Source organism: Staphylococcus sp. URHA0057 (assembly GCF_000620265.1).
Lineage (GTDB): Bacteria > Bacillota > Bacilli > Staphylococcales > Staphylococcaceae > Staphylococcus > Staphylococcus pasteuri.
In genome coordinates this window covers 406,653-430,224 of record NZ_JHVS01000001.1, presented here as the reverse complement: position 1 = coordinate 430,224, position 23,572 = coordinate 406,653, and the positions used below count along the sequence as shown (strand labels likewise).

Below are 23,572 nucleotides of genomic sequence, written 5' to 3'. Positions count from 1 at the left end.
TTTTCAGAATTAACAACAAGGAGGAAGTTCAATGAACTATCAAAAATCACGTCAAACCGCTGAAACTTCTATTTCAATTGCTATAAGTAAAGAAAAGGAAAAATCCAATATACATACAGGCGTAGGATTTTTAGATCATATGTTAACACTTTTTGCTTTTCATAGTGGCTTATCATTACAAATTGAAGCTAAAGGAGATACATATGTTGATGATCATCATGTGACAGAAGACATTGGTATAGTTTTAGGACAGTTGATATTGGAAATGGTTAAGACTCAGCAAAGCTTTAAAAGATATGGTACAAGTTATATACCTATGGATGAAACGTTAGCAAGAACTGTAATTGATATTAGTGGCCGTCCATATTTTTCATTTAATGTTCAATTAAGTAAAGAAAAAGTAGGTCATTTTGATACAGAATTAGTAGAAGAATTTTTTAGAGCACTTATTATTAATGCGAGGTTAACTGTGCATATGGACTTAATTAGAGGTGGAAATACCCATCATGAAATTGAAGCTTTATTTAAATCTTTTGCTAAATCATTACAAGAGGCATTAACACCAACTCTTGAATTTGTAATACCTTCGTCTAAAGGTGTGATTGAATGATAGCTATAGTTGATTACGGTCTAGGCAATATTAATAGCTTGAAAAAGGCAATTGAATTCTTAGGCTACGAGACAATATTGACCAACAACGAAAGTATTATTTATAAGGCAGATGCAGTTGTATTACCTGGTGTTGGACATTTTAAAGATGGAATGACAGAAATTAAAAATAAAAGATTAGACACTATCTTAAACCAAATTAAAAACCAACCTATCATTGGTATTTGCTTAGGAATGCAATTGTTATTTGAATATAGTGAGGAAGGTAATGTAGAAGGACTAGGACTGATACCTGGACGAATAGTGCCAATCCATACAACACAACCTATCCCGCATTTAGGTTGGAATTTATTGAAAAGTGATCATCAATTACTTCAATGTGATGTGTACTTTATACATTCTTATCAAGCGATAATGAATAATCATGTTGTTGCATATGCAGATTATGAGTGTCAAATTCCTGCAGTAGTACAATATAACAATTGTATAGGAATACAATTCCATCCTGAAAAAAGTGGTGAACAAGGATTGGCAATTTTAAATCAAGCATTGAAAGGCGGTTTTATAAATGATTAACATATGGCCGGCAATCGATTTGATTGACTCAACGAGTGTAAGACTAACTGAAGGTAAATATGAATCTAAAGAGCAAATGACAATGACAGCTGAGGAAAGCATCCAATTTTATAATCAATTTGATTGTGTTTCACGTATACATATTGTGGATCTTATAGGAGCAAAATTAAAGCAAACTCAAGAATGTCATTATATTAAAAAGCTAAGATCATTATCTCAAAAACCTATAGAAGTAGGTGGAGGGATTCGATCACAAGAAACTTTAAATCATTATTTTGATATAGGTATAGATTACTGCATAGTTGGAACTAAAGGTATTCAAGATTTAACTTGGTTGGAAAGAATGTCATATCTATTTCCTAAAAAGATTTATTTGTCTATAGATGCATACAAACAAGATATAAAGATTAATGGTTGGCTAGAAGATACACAACTCAATTTGTTTGATGTTGTTAAACAAGTGAATCATTTACCTTTAGGTGGCATCATCTATACTGATATTTCAAAAGATGGGAAGTTAGCTGGTCCTAATTTTGAATTAACAAGACAATTAGTACAACAAACTGAATTAAGTATTATTGCTTCTGGAGGTATTAGAAATCAAGAAGATTTAAACCAATTTGAAAAATTGGGTGTTTATGCTGCGATTATCGGTAAAGCTGCACATAATCCCAGTTTTTGGGAGGGGTTATCTTGATTAAAAAAAGAATCATTCCTTGTTTAGATGTTAAAGATGGGCGTGTTGTTAAAGGGATACAATTTAAGGGATTAATCGATATAGGTAGTCCACTTGAATTAGCACAATACTATAATGAAGCGGGAGCAGATGAACTTGTATTTTTAGATATTTCTAAAACTGAAAAAGGACATGACTTAATGTTGGAAGTTATCGAAACCATTTCTAAACAATTGTTTATACCATTGACTGTTGGAGGCGGTATTCAAACTTTAGATGATATTTCGCAATTACTTAATCATGGAGCAGATAAAGTGTCATTAAATTCTAGTGCACTTCAAAATCCTAATTTAATTAAAGAAGCTAGCCAAAAATTTGGAAGTCAATGTATTTGTATTGCTATTGATAGTTATTATAGTGCGGAACAAAATGACTATTTTTGTACTACACATGGAGGTAAACAATTAACCTCTATAAGAGTATATGATTGGATTCAACAAGTTGAAGAACTTGGTGCTGGAGAATTACTTGTAACCAGTATCCATCACGATGGTATGAAAACTGGCTTTGATATTGAACATTTATCAGATATTAAATCAAAGGTGAATATACCAATCATTGCTTCAGGTGGTGGTGGAAATCCTCAACATTTTCTAGACTTATTTAAAGAAACAGATGTATCTGCCGGTTTAGCTGCTAGTATTTTACATAGTAAAACATATACAGTAGCTGATATTAAGCACACATTAAGAAAAGGTGGTGTGCCAGTAAGATGACAGTCACAGTAGATTTTAGTAAAGGTTTAGTACCGGTCATATTACAACATTATGTAACGAAGCAAGTATTAATGCTCGGGTTTATGAACGAAGAAGCATTTAATAAAACAATGGAAGAGAACGTAGTAACTTTTTATTCAAGGTCTAAACAAAGATTGTGGACTAAAGGGGAATCATCGGGGCATACGCAACAAGTCGTTACGATACATACAGATTGTGATAATGATGCAATACTAATCGAAGTTATTCCTAATGGTCCAACATGTCATACTGGGAATCAAAGCTGTTTTAGTACAAAGACACATTTTGCAGTTCAATTATTGGAACATACAATAAAAGAACGATCTAGAACTAATCAATCTAAATCTTATACCAATTATTTGTTAGAACAAGGTATAGAAAAAATCACTAAGAAATTTGGAGAAGAATCGTTTGAAGTTGTAATAGGAGCTATGAAAAATGATAACAAAGAAGTTATCAACGAGGCGGCGGATTTAATATATCATTTATTTGTCTTATTACATTCGTTAAATATTTCTTTTTCAGCAATTGAAAAAGTATTAGAACAACGTCATCATAAAAGTAACAATTTTAAAGGTGAAAGAGATTCTATAGAAAATTGGTAATACACATCGGTGTCTGTAAAAGTAAAAATCCTTAACGAAAAGGTGATTATTCGTTAAGGATTTTTGCTATTTATTATTTTAATGTCTCTTTAAATTGTTGTGCTAAATCAGGTCGATCTGTTACAAGTGTATGCACACCTTTTTGGTATAAATCTGTCATTAAATCAATACTATTAATGCCATAAAATCCTGGTACAATATTTAATACTTTTAACCATTTAATAAATCTAGAAGAAGTAAGCTTGATTCCTTTAAATTCGGTTGGCATTTGGAAAGTATTAGCTTTCGGATGGAATTTATGTCCTCTAAACGTATTAAACTTAATAAACGCATCTGCTACTTCGTTTTGACTCGCACCAATTGCTACAGTACCTTTACTTAATTGATCAAAGCGTTCAATTTGTTCTTTATGGAAACTTGTTACTAATACACGATGTTCTGCATGATGTTTAACAATTTGATGATAAATGACTTCAGGTGCAATAGAACCTTCATAACTGTTTGGATGATCTTTCAAATCAACATTAATATACATCTCTGGATAAAGCTCTAAAAGTTCCTCAAATGTTAAAATTTTAGCATCTTCATGTCCACGAAATGGATATTGACGATTTATATCTGTGAAATAATATCCAGCGTCTAATTTTCTTAATTCTTCTAAAGTATGTTCACTTACTTTACCTGAACCGTTAGTTGTTCTATCAACAGTTGCATCATGGAATACGATAAGTTCCTTATCTTTAGTGAGCCTTACATCTGTTTCGAATCCATCTACGCCATATTGTACTGCATTATCAAATGCAAGCTTTGTTTGTTCAGGTCTAACAGCCATGCCGCCTCTATGCGCAAATAAATATGGTGCTACACCTGTGAAAAATGGAGGGATTGCATTAATTTCACGTGGTTTTTTATTTTTATTTACATAAATCACACTTCCAACAATACTTGCAATTGCGAATGAACCATTAATGAACCACTTATTTAGTTTAACCATTTGATATCCTCCTTTAGGTATTAAAGTTATATTAACAGATATCCTTCATATTTGAAAAATGAAGTGCGTGAAGAACGGAATATTATTTTATTTTTTATAGACAAATATTTACTTGACGAATTAAGTATAGGAATATCCCATTATGAAGATTGGTTTTGATTTAATAGAATAATATAAATAGGGATGGAATATATGGAAGTGATTGTTATTTCATAAAATTTAAACTCATGATATGATAAAAACTGTGTATATTAAATGGAGTGAGCAAAGATGAATTTAGTTCAAAGAGTGAGCCTTATTGTTTATTTAAAACATATCAAACATGAAAGACAAATTAGAAAATATGGACACATCGTTCATTCTAATCGTCAACGTAAATTCGTTATCATGTATGTTAATGAAAGTGAAGCGGACGATGTCGTTAATAAACTAATGAAATTAAAATATGTTCAACATATAGATGGTTCACCATACAAATTTTTAAAGAAAACGTATGAAAAAGAAAAACACGAAGTCATATAACTCGTGTTCGTTAAGAAATGTGTTTCCTATTGTAATGGTGGTATCCAACGTTGTAATCGTAAAACGCTAATTAAATAGTTAAAATATAAGTCATTGTCATGGAAAGCTTCTGGAGGTTGAACATCTATACCTAATACTGGGATATCGTATTCCTCTGCTTTCTGGTTAATCATGTCAAATTTCTTATTACTATTTGGATATGGATATTTTAATGCATTAATCATCATATACATTGCTTGGAAATAATTACCTTCAGTCGGTTGCATAATGATAGCTACTGATGATAATTGCTTTTCAGTTTGTGGGGAATGAAAATAGATTATTTTATCAATTCTAGTATGGTTGTAGTCGATGAGAGTGGTGAATTCGAATAAATCTGTTAAACCCTCACCTAAAACAATAAATGATTGTTTCATTTGTTTAATCAATCTCCTTTTATCCCAAATTATATTAAATTATATTGTGAAATGGAAGTGTGAAAGTGATGCGTGTCATTGCGGGAATACATAAAAGTAAGGCATTAGAAAGTTTGGAAGGTCGAAATACTAGGCCAACTATGGATAAAGTTAAAGAAGGCATCTTTAATAGTTTACATGAAGTATCAGGTATAGCTTTGGATTTATTCGCTGGAAGCGGCGCATTAGGGATTGAAGCATTATCTCGAGGTATGGATAAAGTAATCTTTGTCGATCAAAATTTTAAAGCAGTTAAAGTGATTAAATCAAACCTTAAGCAACTTGATTTATTAGCACAATCTGAAGTGTATAAAAATAATGCTGATCGTGCGTTAAAAGCTTTAGCTAAAAGAGAGATTCAATTTGATTACATATTTTTAGATCCGCCATATAAAAAAGGTCTTATTGATGAAGCATTAAAAAGCATTGATGAGTTTAATTTGCTTAAAGAAAATGGTATTATCATTTGTGAGTTTAGTAATGAAGAACATATTCAAAGTGCACCGTTTAAAGAAATAAAAAGATATCATTATGGTTTGACAGATACATTGCTATTAGAAAAAGGAGATTAATATGAATAAGACGAAAGCAGTCATTCCCGGGAGTTTCGATCCAATTACATACGGTCATCTAGATATTATTGAAAGAAGTGCAGATCGTTTTGACGAAATACATGTCTGTGTTTTGAAAAATAGTAGTAAAGGCGGCACGTTTAATATAGAAGAACGTATGGATTTAATTAGGGGCTCTGTAGCACATCTTTCCAACGTGGAAGTACATCATTTTAATGGTTTATTAGTAGATTTTTGCAAACAAGTCGGTGCGAAAACGATTGTACGTGGATTACGTGCGGTAAGTGATTTTGAATATGAATTACGCTTAACATCAATGAATAAAAAGTTGAATAATAATATTGAAACTATGTATATGATGACTAGTACGAATTATTCATTTATTAGTTCTAGTATCGTTAAGGAAGTTGCAGCTTATAAAGCAGACATTTCGGAATTTGTACCTCCTAATGTTGCTGAAGCATTAAAAGAAAAATATTATAAATAAAAAAGCAGACCGTACTATGTGACTCTTTTAATAGTCATCATCGATAGTACGGTCTTAAATTATGTTTGAATCACTGGTGTATTAAAATCATTTTGAGATTGTTGGCTTAATAAGTTGTATACATTTGTTGCTTTAATTTCGATAGGGAAATATGTAGCTGAAGATTTATTGATATTGGTTATAAAACGACGTTCTGGATATTGTTGCTTTAAATATTTTAAATAAGCGCGACCTTGTTCATTCATACCTAAAATTCTAATTGCTCGTATATCGTTTGTAATATCATGTTGATGAATATTGAGCAGGATATTCATTAGGATACGTTGTATATGTGTATAGGTATATCGTTTGGTTTTGGTTTTACTTAGTAATTCTTTAAACGAATTGACATCTTTGATGATTGTTTTTAATCTGTTTTCGAACCCTTCACTGACAGTATATATAGTGTTTAAAGTATTAGTGTCTTGTGTTAACAATTGATGTTTGATGTAAGGGAAAGTATCTTCAACTGTAGTCATTTGATTTTGATACAGTGATTTAATATTTTCAGGTACTACTTTATACCAATCAGTTTCTTGATTGATTAAAGATTGGCGGATGGAAGACCCACTCGCAAATTGTTGATGCTTTATTGTGTTATCACGATGTTGTGCTGACTCACGGTAAATCGTCATTGCTTCAATATGTGGTGCATATTGCTGGATTGCTTTAAGATATCCTATACTTAAGATGTTGTTAGGTGATTGTAAAATATTTAAAGTTTGTTGGTCTTTAATCAGTTCACTGATAATTCTTGGATAACTTTTACCTTCTTTAATTTTGGACTTGAATATAGGATTATTTTCTAATTCAAGCACGTGATTGACTGCATTTTGTAACTCAACTATATTACCATGTTCACTACCAAAAGATATTGTGTTAATATCGATATAATTCGCTACTTTAATAGCCATTTTTCCAAAGAAGTCTCCAGAAGATAAATTTGCGATAGTAGGTAATTCTACAACTAAATCAACACCAGAAAGTGCCATTTGAGTACGAATGAATTTATTGAATATAGCTGGTTCGCCACGCATTACAAAGTTGCCACTCATTATTGCAACAGAAACATCTGCTTGAGAATTTATTTTAGATTGTTGAGCATGATATAGATGCCCATTATGGAAAGGATTATATTCAGTAATCAAGCCAACACTTTTCATTTGCATTTCTTCCTTTCAGAATTCATTATTAGTATTGTAACAGAAGTACGTATGTTAAGAAAAAATCTTGACATATTATACTGAGAAAGTTAAAATAAATTTTGTGCTTGTTAGAGGTGAAGCCATATGAAATGGTCAATAACACAATTAAGAAAATATCAAGGTAAGCCTTTTGAATTTAATCAAACGGCGAATTTTGAGCATTTAAAAGAATCATTAGATCTCATTGATCTTTCTGAAATCAATGTTGACGGTAAATTAACTATCAAATCAAATGAAGTTATTGCTGACATACATGTCACTGGGACATATACGATGCCGTGTGCTCGTACTTTAGTTCCTGTAGAAGTGCCATTGGATGTAGAAACTTCTGAAATATTTGATTTAGAAGGTAGTGATTATTATACCGATGAAGAAGAGCAGGATGAACATTATCATCTAGCTACTGACGGTATGATTAATATTAAAGATATTGTTGAAGATTTAGTTATCATCGAAAAACCGATGCGTGCTTATTCAGACAACAGTGATCAAATGTTAACCGAAGGCAATGGTTGGGAAGTGATTGATGAAGATGAATTCGTTGAACTTGTCCAAGAACAAGATCAAGAAGACGATGGTTCAAATAGTAATCAAGTTGATCCAAGGCTTCAGAAATTACAACAATTATACGATAAAGAACAATAACGGTTTAATTAATGATATAATATTGTTAAATAAACTGATATCATTTAATTATGTGTTTAATTTTAAGGAGGATAAATCATGGCAGTACCTAAAAGAAGAACGTCTAAAACTAGAAAAAACAAACGCCGTACTCATTTCAAAATGTCAGTACCTGGTATGACAGAATGCCCAAGTTGTGGCGAATACAAATTAACTCACCGCGTATGTAAAAACTGTGGTTCTTACAATGGTGAAGAAGTAGTATCTAAATAATTTTAGATATTATTAAAAATCCCGTCTGAAATTAATTTTCAGACGGGATTTTTTTGTATTATTTTTTAGAATGTTTAATTCTCTTTGGTAAGATAAAAGTTAAACCAGTTAACGCTAACAATAATGACCATGTCAATCCTTGAGATGAAGATTGACCAGTTTCTGGAAGAGATGTTGTTTTTTTCATGTCATGCTCTTTTGATTTTTGTTTATCACTATCTTTTACATTATCTTTACTCTCAGTTTTGGTTTCAGTTGTTCCTTTTTTCTTAACATGTTCTTTATCAATATCTTCATCTGTTTTAACACTTTCAGGTATTATTATATCACTGTCTTCATCAACTTTTTGAGTTACTTCATTATCTTCGTTTTTATCGACATCGTGATCTTCGACAATATCTGCAATATCATCAACATTATGATCAGGGATTGTTGTATTATCACTATTTGATTCATTATTATCTACATTTTCATCTGTTTGATTATCAGTGTTGTTATCTTTAACTACATCAGTTATTTGAGTGTTTTCGTTGTTAGTTGTTGTAGTTGGGTCATTTTGATTATTTTCTGCATCAATTATTGAATTGTCTACGTTTGTAAAAGATGTATCTTCAACTGGGACATCTTTATTTATAATTCTTACGTGATATTGACCATCGTAACCGATAGAAGATACTACGACTTTAACTATTGCATTGTAAACTGCTTTATTAGGGTCATAAGGGAAAATTAATGTTCTAGTGTTTTTTTCTTTATCTTTAGAAATAGTTGTCACTCGTTCACCTTCGACAATAAAGTCTTTCCAATAACTATCTTCTTTAGTACGCATAATTACATATTGCTTACCATTTAATGTACCAATTTGGAAAGGATGTTCAACAAATCCATCCATTACTGACTCATTATTTTCTTCACTTTCAAATACAACAAAATTAGCATCATGTACATCCGTTAATTGATCGTTAGTTGGTTTTGCATTTTCAAACTCAACAATTGCTGATTGAACTTGTTGTTTTAAAGCAGCTTTTGTCTTTTCTAATTTGAATTTATATTCTTCTTTATATTTATCAGGTAAAGTTTTTTGTAACTTTTCTAATTCATATACTTGTCTTTCTAGTGTCTTAGCTTTGCGATATGGTGCCAATAATTTATCTACAGTATAAGTTTCATCATCTTTGTAATCATTAGGATTATTAGTTATCGGTTGTTTGAAAACCATTAAAGTATAATCATAATTTTCGACTTTATTTTCACCAAGTTGAATAGATGATACAATTTTAACTTCTTTTGTGCCTACAGAAACTGGGAAACGGATATAAGCATAGTCTTTATCTGAATCATAAGATACGAGCGTAACAGGAAGTTTTTTGTCTCCTTCATAAATTTCAAAGTTTCTCCATGTTTGTGCTGTTTTTAATCCTAATTCAATTTCTGGTTGAGATTTAGTAAATATCACAGTTGCTGGATCTAATGTGCTTGCATAATGATAAAATTGTCTGTCACCGTCTTCTTTTTTCATTTCAAAATCAATAGGTCGTGTAACGGGTGCACTATGATCTTTATCTAATACTGCTGGGTTTTTAATAGCATCTTTTATTGATACATCAGCAGGAGGATAGACTGTATCATTAGCTTGTGACTGATTTTCTTCATTATTACTTTGGTTATTATTTGGTGTTGTATCTGCAGTTTGATTTTGAGTGTCATCATTTTGATTATTATTATCTGTAGTATTTGATTGATTATTATTTGGTGTTGTATCTACAGATTGGTTTTCATTTGGTTGATTTTGACTATTATTAGTTTGATTACTAACGCTTTGATTATTATCAATTGTTGAGTTTACATCGTTATTATTTGATGTTGAATTTACATTATTATCTGAATTGTTGGTAGTGTTTGTTGGTGTTGTGTTATCAGTTGCATTTTCCGAAGCATTATTACTGCTATTATCATTTAAAACGAGTGATGGGTCATTATAAATAGGTCGAGCGAATTCTAATTTTGTATAATCATAATTTGTTTCAGGTTCATTATCAATTTGTGTAGACGATTCAATTTTAAGTTCTTGTGTACCATCAGTCACAGGGAAACGAATATATGCATGATCTGTGTCTGGATTATAAGACACTAAGTTAACAGGAAGTTTTGTGTTTCCTTCATAAACTTCAAATTTCTTCCAAGTTGAACCTGTATCAAGGTCAAGTTCAACGTTTGCTTTAGTTTTTGTGTAATAGACATCAGCAGGGTTCTTAATACTAAAATAGTGATAATATTGTGTTTCATTATTTTGATCAAATAGTTGGAAATTGACTGTCTCTCTTGGACCAATGTCATGAGGTTGGTTTTCAACTGCAGGGTTTTTAATAGCATCTTTTATAGACTGATCCGCTGCAGGGTAGGCAGTAGGCTGATTCGTTGTTTGTGTTTGATTATTATTTTCAACCGGTTGAGTTACAGGTTGAGATTGGTTTGATTGATCAGAATTCGCCGTAGATGCCGATTGATTTTGTACATTATTGTCATTAGAATTTTCGGCAGCCTGGGCTTGTCCATGAGAAGTAAAAATGAATAGTGTACTTACTACTATCGAAGCTACACCAAGTGTAGATTTGCGTATTGAATAAAAAGACCTTAATTTTGGGAAGTTATGCTGTTGATGTTTGTTCATGTTGTAAACAACTCCTATAGTTTTAATACAGATTGATAATCATTATCAATCGTTCACATGTATTGTAACTCAAAGTATAAATATATTGCAATCCATTTTATAAAAAAATAATAAAACCTATACTGAGAGATATCAACTTCTTAATATAGGTTTCATATGATTATTTAGAGTGCTTTCTTCTGAAAACAAACATTGTAATAGATGTGAATAGGGCAATCGTAGCCATAGCTAATTCATTAAAGTAACTATGTGAAGCTACTTTACCTGTATCAGGTAATTCTTTTGATTTGTTGTCGTCGCTATTTTGTGAGTTTTTAGCATCTTTATCCCCGTTATTTTGATTAGATTTGCTATCTTTACCTTCATCTTCTTTTTTGCCTGTTTTGCCACCTTTACCATCTTTACCATCTTTACCGACATTGTCACCAGTGTTTGTATTAGTTCCATTATTATTATTGCCCCCAGCAGCTGGAGTAGTTGGTACATTATTGTTGTCCCCAGCAGCTGGAGTAGTAGGTGCATTGTTGTTATCTCCAGTAGCTGGAGTAGTAGGTGCATTGTTGTTGTCTCCAGTATTTGGAGTAGTAGATGCATTGTTGTTGTCCCCAGAAGCTGGAGTAGTAGGTACATTGTTGTTATCTCCAGTACTTGGAGCAGTAGCACCGTTGTTATTGTCTCCAGTAGCTGGAGTAGTTACTACATCATTGTTAGGTTGAGATGCTGTATTATTATCACTATTAGTATTAATTTCGCCTAATGTTGGAATAGGTTTCGCAAATTCCAAATGCGTTGTATAAGTATGATCATACTTTAAGTTTGGAATAACGATATGTATTCTTGATGTGATATTTGTATATCCTGGTTCTACTGAAATATCTAACGTTTTTGTATCATTTGCTGTGTCATCATTAACAACATTAGTAGTTAATTCTTGATTGTTTTTATCGAAAAATTTATATTCTTTCCACCATGAAGCATTTGTTAATGTAGCTTGGAAATAATATTGATTATCTTTTTTAATTACTTTACCAGGATGCTTCATATATTCATCCATGTGTGACACTTCATTTGAACCATCTCTTTGAACTTGGAAATTCAATTCTTCAGATACAGTATTATTTTGTGATGAAGAAGGTGATACTGCTGTATTTTGATTATTATTTTGATTTGTTTCAGCAGCCTGCGCATGATTTTCTCCATTACTTGCATAAAGTAATACACTTAATAAAAGAGTTGCACTTCCAATTGTAAATCTTCTTAATGATGCATGATTATTCTCCTTATAAAACTTAGGATTTAGATAATGTTTGTTCATGATGTTTTCCTCCTAAAAATGATTGTGCTATGTCATTAAAAGTGATTAACCAATTTAATTGAAAATGGTTATCAATAATAGTACCACAAGTATATCGTTATAACAATAATATAATTTTATTATAAAATAAATATTGACTTTGATAATCTTTATCATTTATTATTTTTGTAAAGACGTAATATTCGTCTTAAATGGGAGGTATATATTTTGAAAAAATTACATAAAATTTTTAGTGTAGCCGTATTGTCTTTTATATTGTTTTTTGCGACAACTGTTAATAATGCTTTTGCTGAAGATAGCGGAACGTTCAATTATGAAATCTTAAAATATAATACTAACGATACATCTATTGCCAATGATTATTTTAATAAACCAGCTAAATATGTTAAAAAGAACGGTAAGTTATATGTTCAAATTACTGTTAACCACAGTCATTGGATTACAGGTATGAGTATCGAAGGCCATAAAGAAAAAATTATTAATAAAAATGCTGCGAAAGATGAACGTACTTCTGAATTTGAAGTAAGTAAAGTGAGCGGTAAAGTCCAAGGTAAAATTGATGTATATATTAATGAAAAAGTAAATGGCAAACCTTTCTTATATGATCACCATTACAATATTACTTATAAATTTAATGGACCATCTAATGTAGTTGGTAATGGTAGTAGCAGTGCAAGTACTACTGGTAATGATACTACAGGGGGTACTACAAACACTGGTACTGGTGGTGTAGAAAACCCACAAACTAGTGCTGGTATTCCAGGATATATTTATATCGTTCCTGCAGTTGCATTGATGTCATTCGTTTTCATTACATTTTATGCTAAAAAGGTTAACAAAGGTAATGTGAAATAATGAATGTATCATTACAAACTAGCTTTAAAACGTTAATCATTTATTGTTGTGTATCGACATTTATGATTTTAAATAATAAAGATGCATTATTATTGGCTGATGAGATGAATAGTCCATCAGCCAATTCTTATAATACACAGCAAGATAACCCTCAGAAATTAGATGAATCTATTTTTAAAGAATTACCTAAAAAGACTAATAATATCTATCTAGATGTAAGAGATAAAGATGATAAAAAAGTAGAAGTATTTGATGAAAAAGGTCGACTTATTTTTAATAGTAAAAATCAAGTTTACCTAGAAATCAAATTATCTCCACATACTAAGATTGAAAATTATCAATTTTTGACATCCAATTCTCAGCCATTACCATTTGTAACTAAAAGTAATGATAATACAACAACGATAAGAATATTATTAAAGCAAAATATACAAACCTTGGAAATGCGTTATAAACAAAATCTCCATGATAAGGAAGACAGTGTACTATTCATTCATTTAAAACAAAATAAAGATGATAAAGAAGACAAAAAAGATAAAAATCAGAATCAAATAATAGCTCAACAAAATAAGAATAATAATCAACAAACACGAACTACAGATAAAGATATATCTAAAAATAAAAAGACTGGTCAAAATAAACCAAAAGAATATAAGAATAGTACTCAAGAACAAAAAAACAAATCAACTACAACAAATATAAATGTGACTAAAAATAGTAACAGCAGTCATACTCAATCGTCTGAAAATTCAAATAATAATGATCAAAGTTTGAAAAATAATGTTGATTCACAATCAACTAAAATTCAAAGTACTAGGGACAATATTAAAAAGGAAAAAGATAAAACATTACCATCATTCAATAGAGATGATGATGTAAAGAAACATAAACCAAATAATAAAAAATATGAAAATAATCAAAAAGCAAAAAGTCATAAAAAAGAATATGCGATATTGGGCGTAGCTATAGTATTAGCAATGTTACTCCTAGTTGTATCTCATTTATTAATGAGAAAGCGAGGTAAAAAAGATTGAAACATGTAAAAACAATAATTTTAGGAATTATATGTGCTATTTTATTAGTCGCTTGTGAATCATCGTCGAAACCAAAAAAAGAAGAAAAAGCTGAAAAATATAGAATAGTACCTACCACTGTTGCATTGACAATGACACTAGACAAACTGGATTTACCAATCGTTGGAAAACCAACATCTTATAAAACATTACCGGCACGATATAAAGATGTTCCCGAAGTGGGACAACCTATGCAACCTAGTGTAGAAGCAGTTAAAAAATTAAATCCAACTCACGTATTAAGTGTGTCTACAATCAAAGATGAAATGAAACCTTTTTATAAACAGCTTAATATGAAAGGTTACTATTATGACTACGATAGTTTGCAAGGTATGGAAAATTCAATTACAGAATTAGGTAAACAGTTTAATAGAACTGAAAAAGCAAAAGAATTAAATGATCACTTAAATAAAGTGAAAAAGGAAATTGAAGACAAAGCTGCTAAACAACGTAAACATCCTAAAGTACTAATACTTATGGGTGTGCCAGGAAGTTATTTAGTTGCGACTGATAAATCTTATATTGGCGACTTAGTGAAAATTGCTGGTGGAGAAAATGTAATTAAAGTAAAAGATAGACAGTATATTTCGTCAAATACTGAAAACTTACTCAATGTAGACCCTGATATCATTTTACGTTTACCACATGGCATGCCAGATGAAGTGAAAAAAATGTTTAAAAAAGAATTTAAACAAAATGATATTTGGAAGCATTTTAAAGCTGTTAAAAATAATAAAGTTTATGATTTAGAAGAAATTCCATTTGGAATTACAGCGAATGTTGATGCTGACGAAGCAATGAAACAGTTATATGACTTATTTTATAACAATAAAAAGTAATGGAATGATTGTATGATAAAGAACCATAAGAAGTTATTTTTAATAATATTTATACTATTAACTGTTTTAACAGCATATTTATCATTTGTTACTGGTACTTTAAAAATTACATTTAATGATTGGATAGATAAATTATCAACTGGTGAAAATAATGCGGTGGATGCGATATTAGATTTGAGATTACCTAGAATATTAATAGCAATGATAGTAGGGGCTATGTTGGCAGTATCAGGAGCACTTTTACAAGCGTCTCTTCAAAATCCATTAGCTGAAGCGAACTTAATAGGCGTTTCGACTGGCGCTTTAATTATGAGAACACTATGTATGATGTATATTCCTCAACTATATAATTATTTACCCTTTTTAGTTTTTATCGGAGGATTGATTCCATTTATAATCATTATATTTTTACACACTAAATATCAGTTGAATGCGGTAAGTATGATTTTAGTAGGTGTAGCATTATTTGTGTTATTAAATGGTGTATATGACATCTTAAGTCAAAATCCATTACTGAAAATGTCTCAAGGTTTAACTATGAAAACATGGAAAGATGTATATATTATAGCGATTTCTGCAATGATAGGATTAAGTTTAAGTATTTTACTATCTCCTAAGTTGAATTTATTAAATTTAGACGATATGCAAGCTAAGAGTATTGGTTTTCAAATAGATACGTATAGATGGATAATTGGCTTATTAGCAGTATTTTTAGCAAGTGCAACAGTTGCGATAGTAGGTCAAATGGCCTTTTTAGGGATTATTGTACCTCATATAGTAAGAAAAATAGTAGGTGTTAATTATAAAGCAGTTATACCATTTTCAATAGTCATAGGAGCTTGGTTCTTACTTTTAGCTGATTTAGCAGGACGTGCAATACATCCACCATTAGAAATACCTGCCAATGCTATTTTAATGATTGTAGGTGGACCTACATTGATTTATTTATTATGTAAGGGTAAACGTCAACGTATTTATAAATCTATGTAAGGCTTAACTAATGAAGAATAAAGGATTATCACATTATATGAAACACATAATAAGAATAATACAAATTATTTTAATCGTTGTTATTGTCGTTTTTACTTATCAAATAATTAAAATTTATGTTCAAGATAAAGATGAACAAGAAAGTTATGCCAAAATACAAAAGAAATTTAAAACACTATCAAATGAACATCAATCATCAGTAAGACCACAATTTGAATCCTTAGAAAAAATTAATAAAGACATCGTTGGTTGGATTCAATTAGAGGGAACATCGCTCAATTATCCTATTTTACAAGGTAAAACAAATCATGAATATTTAAATTTAGATTTTGAAAGAGAACAACGTCGTAAAGGAAGTATTTTTATGGATTATCGAAATTCATTGAACCCTTTAGATAAAAATACGGTGATATATGGTCATCATATTGGTGATCAAACTATGTTTGATGTACTTGATGATTATTTAAAACAATCATTTTATGACAAACACAAATCAATCCACTTTGATACTAAATATGGTAAATATCAATTACAAATTTTTAGTGCATTTAAAACAACAAGTAATGACAATTATATCCAAACGACTTTTGATAATGATGAACAGTTTAAAGCATTTTTACTCAAAACAAAGAAGCGTTCGTTGATTAAAACGAATGTAGATGTCAATGAAGGAGATAAAATTGTGACATTATCGACTTGTGAAGATGCATTTAGACAAACAGCAGGCAGAATAGCAGTTGTTGCCAAATTAACTAAAATTAACTAAAAGGATGAAGACAATCATGAGATTTATGGCTGAAAACAAATTAACGCTAAACAAAGGGACAGCAACAGAAATTGTTGAAAGATTTTATACTAGACATGGTATTGAGACATTAGACGGGTTTGAAGGTATGTTTGTTACTCGTACATTAGAAAAAGAGGATTATGATGAAGTTAAAATTTTAACTTTATGGAAAGATAAACAAGCTTTTACAGACTGGTTGAAATCAGATGTATTTAAAAAAGCACATCAAAATGTTCGCAGTCAATCTGATGATAAAAGTAGTCCGATTATTAAAAATAGCGTTCATACATATGATATTGGCTATCATTATTTGAAATAACCATTCGTTTAACGAGCAATTAGCTTCCGATTAAATATCAATAAATTTAGTCGGAAGTTTTTTTATTTTAATATTATGAGGGTGTTTCTTAGTAGAACAACTTAGCTAAAACTAATACGTAAGTATCACTTAACTATTAAAATAGTAGTGATACTTTATTTTCAATTTATAACTTAATCATATACAATTAAGGATAATTAGAAATTATCATATTGGAGATTAATTATATGGAACAAATTACGTCGGCTCAAAATAGTAAAATTAAAAATGCGAATAAACTTAAGAAAAAGAAAGATAGAGATAAAACAGGTTTAGCACTTATCGAAGGTATACATTTAATAGATGAAGCATATCAAAGTGGTTTAGACATTGAACAATTATTTGTTGTTGATCCTAGTAGAACAGATGAACAATTAATTGAGTATGCTAATGAAACATTTGAAATTAATTTAAAAGTTGCAGAAGCGTTGTCTGGAACTGTGACACCTCAAGGCTTTTTCGCAGTGATAAAAAAACCAGAATATGATATATCAACTGCGAAACAAGTATTATTAATTGATAGAATACAAGACCCAGGTAATTTAGGAACGTTAATCCGCACTGCAGATGCAGCAGGTATTGATCTAATAGTAATGGAAAAAGGCACTGCAGATCCATATCAAGATAAAGTATTACGTGCGAGTCAAGGTAGTGTATTTCATATTCCTGTTATGTCAGAATCATTACAGATATTCATCGATACATTTGATGGACCCATTTATGGTACAGCATTAGATGAAGCTGTAAGCTTTAAAGAAATTGAAGCACAAGACACATTTGCACTTATTTTGGGTAACGAAGGTGAAGGTGTAAATGAAACACTATTAAATAGTACAACACAAAATTTAACTATTCCTATTTATGGAAAAGCTGAAAGTTTAAATGTTGCAATTGCTGGTAGTATCTTACTTTACCAATTAAAAGGATAAAATATTTGTCTACATTTAGGTGACTTTAAAATTTATAAATGATATTCAAAACGGTTATTGCCGGTTGACCCTATATCAATCAATCGTCTATAATAAATAATGAATTCATAAATAATCAATGATATGGTCTACAAGAGAATTAATAGCCTATAAAAAGACGTAAACTAACATGTGAAATTGTTTAAGGGAGAATAACCATGACTGAAAGTTATTCCAATTTTGATTAGTTTTTTTCATCTTTTTGGCTACTTAAAGAGATTTAAGTCGGAGTACGTCTTCGTTAACAACGTATACAAGTGTATGCATAGGCATAAATTTGGGTGGTACCACGGAAGGCTTTCGTCCCAGTTAGAGGGGTGAAAGTCTTTTTTGTTTAAAAAATAAATAAATAATTGATTGATTAATATATTGTTGATGGGATAAAAGGAGGAAAAACGTATGACTCAAAATGATCATATGGGTGAATTAAAGCAACAAGCATTGGTTGATATAAATGCTGCTAATGATGAAAGAGCTTTACAAGATGTGAAAGTTAAATATTTAGGTAAAAAGGGTTCGGTAAGTGCATTAATGAAAAATATGAAAGACTTACCAAATGAAGAAAAACCAGCTTATGGACAAAAAGTCAATGAGCTAAGACAAACAATTCAACAAGAACTAGACGAAAGACAAACGATTTTAGCTAATGAAAAGTTAAATCAACAATTAGCAGAAGAAACAATCGATGTTACTTTACCAAGTCGTCAAATTGAAATAGGTTCTAAACATCCATTAACTCGAACTATTGAAGAAATTGAAGATTTATTCTTAGGATTAGGTTATGAAATTGTAGATGGATTTGAAGTAGAACAAGATCATTATAATTTTGAAGCTTTAAACTTACCTAAATCTCATCCAGCACGTGATATGCAAGATAGTTTCTATATTACTGAAGAAATTTTAATGAGAACGCATACGTCACCAGTGCAAGCAAGAACAATGGAACAACGAAATGGTCAAGGTCCAGTTAAAATAATATGCCCTGGTAAAGTTTATCGTCGTGATTCAGATGATGCCACACACAGCCACCAATTTACTCAAATTGAAGGATTAGTAGTAGATAAAAATATTAAAATGAGTGACTTAAAAGGGACATTAGAATTATTAGCGAAAGAATTATTTGGTGCTGATAGAGAAATTCGATTACGACCAAGTTATTTCCCATTTACAGAACCATCTGTTGAAGTGGATGTGTCATGTTTCAAATGTAAAGGTCAAGGTTGTAATGTTTGTAAACATACTGGATGGATCGAAATTTTAGGGGCAGGTATGGTACACCCTAACGTTTTAAATATGGCTGGTTTTGATGCAAATGAATATTCTGGGTTTGCCTTTGGTATGGGACCAGACCGTATCGCAATGTTGAAATATGGTATTGAGGATATTCGTCATTTCTATACAAATGATGTACGTTTCTTAGACCAGTTTAAAGCTGTAGAAGATAGAGGTGAGATTTAATGTTAATTTCAAATGAATGGTTAAAAGATTATGTAGACGTGAATCAAAATGTTCAAGATTTAGCAGAAAAAATAACACGCACTGGTATCGAAGTTGACGATATTATTGATTATACAAAAGACATTAAAAACTTAGTAGTAGGTTATGTCGTATCTAAAACGTCTCATCCAGATGCAGATAAATTAAATATATGCCAAGTAGACATTGGTGAGGAAGAGCCTGTACAATTCGTTTGTGGTGCACCTAATGTTGATGAAGGACAATATGTCATTGTTGCTAAAGTAGGTGGACGTTTACCAGGTGGTATTAAAATTAAGCGTGCCAAGTTACGCGGGGAGCGTTCTGAAGGCATGATTTGTTCATTACAAGAAATAGGTATCTCAAGTAATGTTGTACCAAAAGCATTTGAAAATGGCATTTTCGTATTTTCTACAGAGGTAACACCCGGTACAGATGCATTAGATGCATTGTATTTAAATGACCAAATTATGGAATTTGATTTAACTCCAAATCGTGCAGACGCATTAAGTATGGTAGGTACTGCATATGAAGTAGCAGCGTTATATCAAACTCAAATGACTAAACCACAAACTGCTAGTAATGAGTTAAATGAATCCGCTACAGATGAATTATCTGTTACCGTTAAAAATGAAAATAAAGTACCTTATTATAGCGCGAGAATAGTTAAAAATGTCACTATTGGTCAATCACCAATATGGATGCAATCACGTTTAATGAAAGCGGGAATTAGACCAATTAATAACGTCGTTGATATTTCAAACTATGTTCTATTAGAATATGGACAACCTTTACATATGTTTGACCAAGATCAAATTGGTTCTAATCATATTGAAGTTCGTCAAGCACGAGAAAATGAAACAATGACGACATTAGACGATCAAGAAAGAACGCTACTTGAATCAGATATTGTCATCACTAATGGACAAACACCAATTGCATTAGGTGGCGTGATGGGCGGAGATTTTTCAGAAGTGAGTGATCGAACAACTAATGTTGTTATAGAAGGCGCTATTTTTGATTCTGCTTCTATTCGTCATACATCAAGACGCTTAAATTTACGAAGTGAAGCTTCTAGTCGATTTGAAAAGGGTATTGCGACAGAATTTGTCAATGAAGCTGTTGACCGTGCATGTTATTTATTAGAAATGTATGCTTCTGGTAGCGTCCTTAAAGATAGAGTGTCTGCAGGCGATTTAGGTGAATTCATAACACCAATTCACATTACAACTGACAAAATCAATGAAACAGTCGGATTTAATTTATCTGCAGATGAAATTACAAAGAATTTCGAACAATTAGGTTTTGAAACAGAAGTGAATCATAATGAACTTACGGTATTCGTACCATCTCGTCGTAAAGACATTTCTATTAAAGAAGACTTGATTGAAGAAGTTGCACGTATATACGGCTATGATGAGATACCATCAACTTTACCAGTGTTTGAAGAAGTGACTAGTGGTACTTTAACTGACCGTCAACGTAAAACACGAATAGTGAAAGAAACAATAGAAGGTGCAGGTTTAAACCAAGCTATCACATATTCACTTGTATCTAAAGAACATGCTAAAGACTTTGCATTACAAGATAGATCAACAATTGAACTACTTATGCCAATGAGTGAAGCACATTCAACATTGCGTCAAAGTTTACTACCACATTTAATTGAGGCAACAACGTATAATGTTGCACGTAAAAATAAAGATGTGAAATTATATGAAATTGGACGTGTATTCTTCGGCAATGGTGAAGATGAATTACCTGAAGAAGTTGAATATTTAAGTGGTATTATGACAGGTGATTATGTTGTAAATCAATGGCAAGGTAAAAAAGAAGAAGTCGACTTTTATCTAACTAAAGGTGTTATTGAACGAGTTGCTGAAAAACTTAATTTAACATTAGATTATCGTGCAGCTAAAATTGAAGGTTTACATCCAGGTAGAACTGCAATTGTCTCTTTAAATGGCAAAGATATTGGTTTTATCGGTGAATTACATCCTTCTGTAGCGGCTGATAATGACTTAAAACGCACATATGTGTTTGAATTAAACTACGAAGAAATGATGAAAGTTTCTGTTGGTTATATCAATTATCAACCAATTCCAAAATATCCAGGTGTTTCACGTGATATTGCATTAGAGGTAAATCACGATGTACCAGCATATGAACTTATCTCAACAATTCATGATAATGGTGCTGATATTCTTCAAGATACACAAGTATTTGATGTATATGAAGGTGAACATTTAGAAGAAGGTAAAAAATCAGTAGCAATCAGATTAAATTATTTAGATACTGAAAATACTTTAACTGATGAGCGTGTATCAAAAGTACATGATCAAATTATCGAAGCATTGAAAGAAAAAGGCGCAACAATAAGATAATAAAGTAAGTAAAAGGCAAGTATCATTCCTTAAAGGTTGATACTTGCCATATTTATAGACAAATCTATCTTGGCGATAGGTTTGTCTTTTTAAAATCATCTCATTGTTAGATTATTTGAGGAATAATGAGCTGTATTTATGCGCTGACTCCAGAGGTAACAGTATTTGTTGAGACGTTAGAAATTCCCAAAGATTTATCTGTGTAGAATTTCTGACTGAAACTGTACCCTGGGAAAGCATGGGTATAAAAATTGCCAACAAAGTCATGGACTTTACGGACAGTCTAATATAATTACTAATCAATATAAATACTACTTACTTGCATTAGTTTGCATTTATAAATATTTCTTTTTAACTAAAGCCTGAGCTTTGTCTCTGTTCTTGAAATGTTTTTTAGAAATACTGTCCAATTTATCAATACCGTATTTTTCAATTATTTTTGCTGCGAATAAGTCAACTTTATTACTTGCGCCTTTAGGAACTTCCATTTTTAATGATTTAGATATATGATTCATATGTTTTACAAAGGCATATCGAGAGATAATACTGGCAGCCGCTATTGCTAAAGATTTAGATTCGCCCTTTGTTTCGAACTTTGTTAATTTCGGATAAGGCAAATCGGATAAAGCATAACGTTGATATACGCCACGTTCTGCAAATTGGTCAATGACAATATAATTCAAATCATTAGTTTCAATTTTTTGGACAACATTTGCAATAGCTTGATTGTGTAATACAGCTTTCATTTTAACTTGTGACCATCCAGCACGTTGTCGATCATTATATTTAACATTATCAAGTGTAAGTAATGAATGGGGAATAAAGTTAACAAGTTGTTCTGCTATTTCTACTATTTTAGTGTCGGTTAATTTTTTAGAATCATCAACACCTAATTCTTTTAAAATTTTCACATGCTCTTTTGTAACATATGCGGCACATACTGTTAGTGGGCCAAAATAATCACCACTGCCAGCTTCATCGCTACCTATACAATTATATTGATTGTATTTAATATAAGATGCCTGTGTCTTAGAAGATTTGGAAGTATTTAAACTAGTAGTGTTACTTTGTTTTTCAGGTAGCAATTGTTGCGCTACGGTTTCGGCATTATTACCTTGGAACATGACTTTTCCAGAATTATATATATTGATAACAGCACCATTATGTTTCGTGCGAGCTTTCATACCTTGTGGCAACTGTAAAGTATCAAATTTTATTTTAGACATTAAAGTATTGATTTCATTTGTTGTTAATTTATGGACTATATTAGCCATACTTTGTTAAACCTCTCTTTATTCATACTATTATGGTACATTAATCAAATCATATCATAACATTATCTTTTATATCATAAGTGAAAATCAAAAGAGATTAGATACTTAAATTACATTTGAAGTCTTTGAGTATGGATTTTTCTAAAAT

The 23,572-nt window shown here is 30.9% G+C and carries 25 protein-coding genes; 19 read left to right on the top strand and 6 right to left on the bottom strand.

Features of this window, described 5'->3' with window-relative positions:
* Positions 1-31 precede the first annotated feature (31 nt).
* From hisB to hisIE, 5 genes are read left to right on the top strand one after another with little or no spacing between them, the layout of a single operon-like run.
* Positions 32-610 (top strand): imidazoleglycerol-phosphate dehydratase HisB, encoded by a 579-nt coding sequence (gene hisB, locus N524_RS0101960; protein ID WP_029055511.1) that lies wholly within the window; start codon positions 32-34, stop codon positions 608-610.
* Complete coding sequence (hisH, locus tag N524_RS0101955; RefSeq protein WP_029055510.1) at positions 607-1,185, top strand: imidazole glycerol phosphate synthase subunit HisH; 579 nt, start codon at positions 607-609, stop codon at positions 1,183-1,185. The genes hisB and hisH overlap by 4 nt, the downstream gene beginning before the upstream one ends.
* Entirely contained in the window at positions 1,178-1,882 is a 705-nt protein-coding gene (hisA, locus tag N524_RS0101950; protein ID WP_029055509.1) for a 1-(5-phosphoribosyl)-5-((5-phosphoribosylamino)methylideneamino)imidazole-4-carboxamide isomerase, read from the top strand. Before hisH ends, hisA begins: the two co-directional genes overlap by 8 nt.
* Complete coding sequence (gene hisF / locus N524_RS0101945; RefSeq protein WP_029055508.1) at positions 1,879-2,637, top strand: imidazole glycerol phosphate synthase subunit HisF; 759 nt, start codon at positions 1,879-1,881, stop codon at positions 2,635-2,637. The genes hisA and hisF overlap by 4 nt, the downstream gene beginning before the upstream one ends.
* On the top strand, positions 2,634-3,263 hold the full coding sequence (gene hisIE, locus N524_RS0101940) for a bifunctional phosphoribosyl-AMP cyclohydrolase/phosphoribosyl-ATP diphosphatase HisIE (protein WP_017637663.1): 630 nt from the start codon (positions 2,634-2,636) through the stop codon (positions 3,261-3,263). Before hisF ends, hisIE begins: the two co-directional genes overlap by 4 nt.
* 73 nt (positions 3,264-3,336) lie before the next feature.
* Here the strand turns inward: hisIE and N524_RS0101935 are convergent, their stop codons facing one another.
* The gene (locus N524_RS0101935) at positions 3,337-4,257 is read right to left on the bottom strand and encodes a glycerophosphodiester phosphodiesterase (RefSeq protein WP_029055507.1); all 921 of its coding nucleotides are present in this window, start codon (positions 4,255-4,257) and stop codon (positions 3,337-3,339) included.
* Positions 4,258-4,527: 270 nt separating this feature from the next.
* Here N524_RS0101935 and N524_RS0101930 point away from each other — a divergent pair, with 270 nt between their 5' ends.
* Positions 4,528-4,779, top strand: a complete 252-nt coding sequence (locus N524_RS0101930; RefSeq protein ID WP_017637661.1) for a YlbG family protein — start codon at positions 4,528-4,530, stop codon at positions 4,777-4,779.
* A 26-nt stretch (positions 4,780-4,805) separates the two neighbouring features.
* Here the strand turns inward: N524_RS0101930 and N524_RS0101925 are convergent, their stop codons facing one another.
* Positions 4,806-5,195: a DUF7147 family protein gene (locus N524_RS0101925; protein WP_017637660.1), complete on the bottom strand. Its 390-nt coding sequence runs from the start codon at positions 5,193-5,195 to the stop codon at positions 4,806-4,808.
* A 68-nt stretch (positions 5,196-5,263) separates the two neighbouring features.
* On the opposite strand from N524_RS0101925, the gene rsmD reads away from it, so the two are divergent.
* Both rsmD and coaD read left to right on the top strand, forming a co-directional pair.
* A complete protein-coding gene (rsmD, locus tag N524_RS0101920) occupies positions 5,264-5,806 on the top strand; it encodes a 16S rRNA (guanine(966)-N(2))-methyltransferase RsmD (RefSeq protein WP_029055506.1) in 543 nt (180 codons plus the stop codon).
* A gap of 1 nt (position 5,807) precedes the next feature.
* Entirely contained in the window at positions 5,808-6,293 is a 486-nt protein-coding gene (gene coaD, locus N524_RS0101915; protein WP_017637658.1) for a pantetheine-phosphate adenylyltransferase, read from the top strand.
* A 59-nt stretch (positions 6,294-6,352) separates the two neighbouring features.
* On the opposite strand, the gene N524_RS0101910 is transcribed toward coaD, so the two are convergent.
* The gene (locus N524_RS0101910) at positions 6,353-7,495 is read right to left on the bottom strand and encodes a nucleotidyltransferase (protein WP_029055505.1); all 1,143 of its coding nucleotides are present in this window, start codon (positions 7,493-7,495) and stop codon (positions 6,353-6,355) included.
* Between the two features lie 126 nt (positions 7,496-7,621).
* Between N524_RS0101910 and N524_RS0101905 the strand changes: the two genes are divergently transcribed.
* On the top strand, positions 7,622-8,182 hold the full coding sequence (locus tag N524_RS0101905; RefSeq protein WP_017637656.1) for a YceD family protein: 561 nt from the start codon (positions 7,622-7,624) through the stop codon (positions 8,180-8,182).
* Between the two features lie 78 nt (positions 8,183-8,260).
* Positions 8,261-8,434: a 50S ribosomal protein L32 gene (rpmF, locus tag N524_RS0101900; protein WP_017637655.1), complete on the top strand. Its 174-nt coding sequence runs from the start codon at positions 8,261-8,263 to the stop codon at positions 8,432-8,434.
* Between the two features lie 58 nt (positions 8,435-8,492).
* Here rpmF and N524_RS0101895 read toward each other — a convergent pair whose 3' ends face one another.
* Entirely contained in the window at positions 8,493-11,105 is a 2,613-nt protein-coding gene (locus N524_RS0101895) for an NEAT domain-containing protein (protein ID WP_029055504.1), read from the bottom strand.
* 160 nt (positions 11,106-11,265) lie between these two features.
* Positions 11,266-12,420, bottom strand: a complete 1,155-nt coding sequence (locus tag N524_RS13030) for an NEAT domain-containing protein (protein WP_029055503.1) — start codon at positions 12,418-12,420, stop codon at positions 11,266-11,268.
* Between the two features lie 207 nt (positions 12,421-12,627).
* Here N524_RS13030 and isdC point away from each other — a divergent pair, with 207 nt between their 5' ends.
* The 9 genes from isdC (at position 12,628) to pheT (ending at position 22,150) form a co-directional block, all read left to right on the top strand.
* Complete coding sequence (gene isdC / locus N524_RS0101885) at positions 12,628-13,275, top strand: heme uptake protein IsdC (protein ID WP_017637561.1); 648 nt, start codon at positions 12,628-12,630, stop codon at positions 13,273-13,275.
* On the top strand, positions 13,275-14,309 hold the full coding sequence (locus N524_RS0101880) for a hypothetical protein (RefSeq protein WP_029055502.1): 1,035 nt from the start codon (positions 13,275-13,277) through the stop codon (positions 14,307-14,309). Before isdC ends, N524_RS0101880 begins: the two co-directional genes overlap by 1 nt.
* Positions 14,306-15,187, top strand: a complete 882-nt coding sequence (gene isdE, locus N524_RS0101875; RefSeq protein ID WP_017637652.1) for a heme ABC transporter substrate-binding protein IsdE — start codon at positions 14,306-14,308, stop codon at positions 15,185-15,187. Before N524_RS0101880 ends, isdE begins: the two co-directional genes overlap by 4 nt.
* Before the next feature lie 12 nt (positions 15,188-15,199).
* Positions 15,200-16,177 carry a hemin ABC transporter permease protein IsdF gene (isdF, locus tag N524_RS0101870; RefSeq protein WP_029055501.1) on the top strand — a complete coding sequence of 326 codons (978 nt, stop codon included), beginning with the start codon at positions 15,200-15,202 and terminating at the stop codon, positions 16,175-16,177.
* Positions 16,178-16,214: 37 nt separating this feature from the next.
* Positions 16,215-16,943, top strand: coding sequence for a class B sortase (gene srtB, locus N524_RS0101865; RefSeq protein WP_029055500.1), 729 nt, complete (start codon positions 16,215-16,217; stop codon positions 16,941-16,943).
* Between the two features lie 16 nt (positions 16,944-16,959).
* On the top strand, positions 16,960-17,283 hold the full coding sequence (locus N524_RS0101860; protein ID WP_017637649.1) for an antibiotic biosynthesis monooxygenase: 324 nt from the start codon (positions 16,960-16,962) through the stop codon (positions 17,281-17,283).
* 227 nt (positions 17,284-17,510) lie between these two features.
* Complete coding sequence (locus N524_RS0101855) at positions 17,511-18,251, top strand: TrmH family RNA methyltransferase (protein WP_029055499.1); 741 nt, start codon at positions 17,511-17,513, stop codon at positions 18,249-18,251.
* Between the two features lie 438 nt (positions 18,252-18,689).
* On the top strand, positions 18,690-19,748 hold the full coding sequence (pheS, locus tag N524_RS0101850) for a phenylalanine--tRNA ligase subunit alpha (protein WP_029055498.1): 1,059 nt from the start codon (positions 18,690-18,692) through the stop codon (positions 19,746-19,748).
* The gene (gene pheT, locus N524_RS0101845; protein ID WP_029055497.1) at positions 19,748-22,150 is read left to right on the top strand and encodes a phenylalanine--tRNA ligase subunit beta; all 2,403 of its coding nucleotides are present in this window, start codon (positions 19,748-19,750) and stop codon (positions 22,148-22,150) included. The genes pheS and pheT overlap by 1 nt, the downstream gene beginning before the upstream one ends.
* A 335-nt stretch (positions 22,151-22,485) precedes the next feature.
* Here the strand turns inward: pheT and rnhC are convergent, their stop codons facing one another.
* The gene (gene rnhC, locus N524_RS0101840; protein ID WP_029055496.1) at positions 22,486-23,424 is read right to left on the bottom strand and encodes a ribonuclease HIII; all 939 of its coding nucleotides are present in this window, start codon (positions 23,422-23,424) and stop codon (positions 22,486-22,488) included.
* Between the last annotated feature and the right edge of the window lie 148 nt (positions 23,425-23,572).

What these genes read in the sequence shown, in the direction of transcription:
- N524_RS0101860 (WP_017637649.1), top strand. Translation starts at nt 16,960, where the DNA reads ATGAGATTTATGGCTGAAAACAAATTAACGCTAAACAAAGGGACAGCA.
- N524_RS0101855 (WP_029055499.1), top strand. Translation starts at nt 17,511, where the DNA reads ATGGAACAAATTACGTCGGCTCAAAATAGTAAAATTAAAAATGCGAAT.
- N524_RS0101930 (WP_017637661.1), top strand. Translation starts at nt 4,528, where the DNA reads ATGAATTTAGTTCAAAGAGTGAGCCTTATTGTTTATTTAAAACATATC.
- pheT (WP_029055497.1), top strand. Translation starts at nt 19,748, where the DNA reads ATGTTAATTTCAAATGAATGGTTAAAAGATTATGTAGACGTGAATCAA.
- N524_RS0101925 (WP_017637660.1), bottom strand. Translation starts at nt 5,195, where the DNA reads ATGAAACAATCATTTATTGTTTTAGGTGAGGGTTTAACAGATTTATTC.
- coaD (WP_017637658.1), top strand. Translation starts at nt 5,808, where the DNA reads ATGAATAAGACGAAAGCAGTCATTCCCGGGAGTTTCGATCCAATTACA.
- rsmD (WP_029055506.1), top strand. Translation starts at nt 5,264, where the DNA reads ATGCGTGTCATTGCGGGAATACATAAAAGTAAGGCATTAGAAAGTTTG.
- hisIE (WP_017637663.1), top strand. Translation starts at nt 2,634, where the DNA reads ATGACAGTCACAGTAGATTTTAGTAAAGGTTTAGTACCGGTCATATTA.
- isdF (WP_029055501.1), top strand. Translation starts at nt 15,200, where the DNA reads ATGATAAAGAACCATAAGAAGTTATTTTTAATAATATTTATACTATTA.
- N524_RS0101905 (WP_017637656.1), top strand. Translation starts at nt 7,622, where the DNA reads ATGAAATGGTCAATAACACAATTAAGAAAATATCAAGGTAAGCCTTTT.
- pheS (WP_029055498.1), top strand. Translation starts at nt 18,690, where the DNA reads ATGACTCAAAATGATCATATGGGTGAATTAAAGCAACAAGCATTGGTT.
- hisH (WP_029055510.1), top strand. Translation starts at nt 607, where the DNA reads ATGATAGCTATAGTTGATTACGGTCTAGGCAATATTAATAGCTTGAAA.
- N524_RS0101910 (WP_029055505.1), bottom strand. Translation starts at nt 7,495, where the DNA reads ATGAAAAGTGTTGGCTTGATTACTGAATATAATCCTTTCCATAATGGG.
- N524_RS0101895 (WP_029055504.1), bottom strand. Translation starts at nt 11,105, where the DNA reads ATGAACAAACATCAACAGCATAACTTCCCAAAATTAAGGTCTTTTTAT.
- N524_RS0101935 (WP_029055507.1), bottom strand. Translation starts at nt 4,257, where the DNA reads ATGGTTAAACTAAATAAGTGGTTCATTAATGGTTCATTCGCAATTGCA.
- N524_RS13030 (WP_029055503.1), bottom strand. Translation starts at nt 12,420, where the DNA reads ATGAACAAACATTATCTAAATCCTAAGTTTTATAAGGAGAATAATCAT.
- hisA (WP_029055509.1), top strand. Translation starts at nt 1,178, where the DNA reads ATGATTAACATATGGCCGGCAATCGATTTGATTGACTCAACGAGTGTA.
- srtB (WP_029055500.1), top strand. Translation starts at nt 16,215, where the DNA reads ATGAAACACATAATAAGAATAATACAAATTATTTTAATCGTTGTTATT.
- N524_RS0101880 (WP_029055502.1), top strand. Translation starts at nt 13,275, where the DNA reads ATGAATGTATCATTACAAACTAGCTTTAAAACGTTAATCATTTATTGT.
- hisB (WP_029055511.1), top strand. Translation starts at nt 32, where the DNA reads ATGAACTATCAAAAATCACGTCAAACCGCTGAAACTTCTATTTCAATT.
- rnhC (WP_029055496.1), bottom strand. Translation starts at nt 23,424, where the DNA reads ATGGCTAATATAGTCCATAAATTAACAACAAATGAAATCAATACTTTA.
- rpmF (WP_017637655.1), top strand. Translation starts at nt 8,261, where the DNA reads ATGGCAGTACCTAAAAGAAGAACGTCTAAAACTAGAAAAAACAAACGC.